The sequence below is a fragment of the Streptomyces sp. NPDC058307 genome (assembly GCF_042880295.1).
Taxonomy (GTDB): domain Bacteria; phylum Actinomycetota; class Actinomycetes; order Streptomycetales; family Streptomycetaceae; genus Streptomyces.
In genome coordinates, this window is record NZ_JBHVYZ010000164.1 from 1 (window position 1) to 2,187 (window position 2,187).

Annotated in this window: 1 protein-coding gene; it reads right to left on the bottom strand. The window is 68.2% G+C overall.

The window, feature by feature from the left end:
• On the bottom strand, positions 1-2,173 hold a 2,173-nt coding region (locus tag ACFVYN_RS41285), incomplete at its 3' end, for a beta-ketoacyl synthase N-terminal-like domain-containing protein (RefSeq protein WP_390008066.1).
• Between the last annotated feature and the right edge of the window lie 14 nt (positions 2,174-2,187).

Below are 2,187 nucleotides of genomic sequence, written 5' to 3' on the forward strand. Positions count from 1 at the left end.
AATACGCCACCCGACCCGACGCCACACTCACCGTCGTACCGGTCATCCCATAGCCAACGGCCCCGTCCTCCTCACCAGCCTCGTAGCCCGAGTTGGTGATGCCGGCATACACGCCGGCGTCGGAACCTCGCAGCGAGGACGGATCGATCCCCGCATCCTCCAAGGCCTCCCAGCAGGTCTCCAACAGCAAACGCTGCTGCGGATCCATCGCCACAGCCTCACGCGGACTGATCCCGAAGAACTCCGCGTCGAAGTCGCTGGCGTCATGGACGAACCCACCCACACGGGCAAACGGAGTCTCCGCGCCGTCGGCCCCGTTCCCGGACGTGTCGAGGTCCCAGCCCCGGTCAAGGGGAAAGTCCGAGATGACATCGCGCTCCGCCAGCATGAGTTCCCACAGCTGCTCGGGCTTGTCGGCCCCGCCCGGGAAACGGCAGCCCATCCCCACAATCGCAATCGGCTCATCGGCCGGCACGAGCGCGGTCGGAGTCTCCGGTGAGGCTGCCTGCTCGCCGAGGAGGCACTGGTGCAGGTAGGCCACCAGCGCTGTCGGTGTCGGGTAGTCGAACAGAGCAGTGGCGGGCAGATTCACATCGGTGGCCGCCGCCAGCCGGTTGCGCAGGTCGACGGAGCTGTACGACTCGAAGCCCTGCTCGCGGAAGTTCCGGTCGGCGTCGATGTTCTGCGGCCCGTCGAAGCCGAGTACTTCTGCGGCGTAGGTCAGCACCAGATCGAGGAGTTGGCGTTCACCGTCTGCCTTCGACGTGCCGATCGCCTGGACGGCACGGCGCACATCATGGGCATGCGCCGGCGTCGTCTTGTGCCGGGGACCGTTCAGAATGGTGGCTCGCAGGTCATCGGTGAGATCCGCGAGAGTGACGCACGCGTCGCCGTGTCCTACGGCCCATGCGAGTGCTTCGACCAGGTCGTCCGGGTCGGTGGAGGACAAGCCGTTGACCTGCGTGGCGGCCGCGCCGTGCCATCCGATGGATGTGCCCGCGTACCCGTCCGCCCGGCGCGACCTCACCAGTGCGTCGGCGAAGGCCCCGTAGGCCCGCCTGCCCGCGTCCGGGTCGAGCCCGAGCTGCGCACCGGCATGGGACACCACGACGAAAGCGGAGAGGTCACGGTCGACGGTCTGCTCATGCAGGCGACGCAGCGCCTCGATGCCCGGGGCCCCACCCCGCTCGTCCGGCAGGCAAACGACCGCAGTGACCCCAGTCGGTACGTCCGTTCCCCGCACGACGTCGGCTCCTGCGGCAGTCAGCCAACACGTCAGTGCTGCGGCCAACGGTCCGTCGTCGTCACCGGCCAGCAGCACACTGCCGTCCGGCTGCCACGGCAACTGTGACGTGCTGACGTCGATGGATGCGGGGCGCACCCGCCTGGCGAAGACTCCGGTCATACGCAGAGCCAGCCGGTCACCGTTGTACTGTCCGTCGAGCACTGCACGCAGCTGATCTCGAACGGTGGCGTTCCACGAGTGGGGCAGGTCGAGGTGTCCGCCGTGACCGCCCGACATCGACGGACGGTCCCAGAGAACGGCCTGCCGCGGGTCACCCTCGCGATCGGACTGCTCGGCGGCGACGGCCTCGACCGTAGCGTTCCACACGGGGAGATCCGTGATGGTCAGCAGTCCAGGCGGAGCGAACGACACCACTCCGACGACGTCGAGAGAGCGCTCGCTCAGGGAAGTGTCGAACTGTGCTGGGTCGATCTGGAGACGATGGACGGCGCCGCCACCGGCGGACAGTGCCTCGATGACCTCGGTGACGACCCGTTCGTGGCGGAATCCTGGAGGGACGAGGACGAGCCAATCCCCGCTGTGCGTCGGTCGCGCCGCAGCGGTCGCGGTCACCGGTTCCCACGCCATCCGGTACAGCTGCGAGTCGAACTTCGTGTGACTGCGTTGCAGACGTCGTAAGCCGGAAAGTGCCGGCATCAGCGATTCGACCATCGAGCGCTCGGCGGCAGGCAGGCGGAGCACGGTGGCGAGGGCCTCGGCGTCGTTGCCCTCGATCGCTGCCCAGAACTCTCCGTCGGCCAGATCAGCGGAGTCGCCGCGCCTGGTCACGGCGGATGGCCAGTACCGCTGCCGTTGGAAAGGATACGTCGGCAGACCCACGTTGACCACCTGCCCGGCCCGGCCACCGTTCGCGGCCGCCCAGTCCACCTCACCACCAGCCA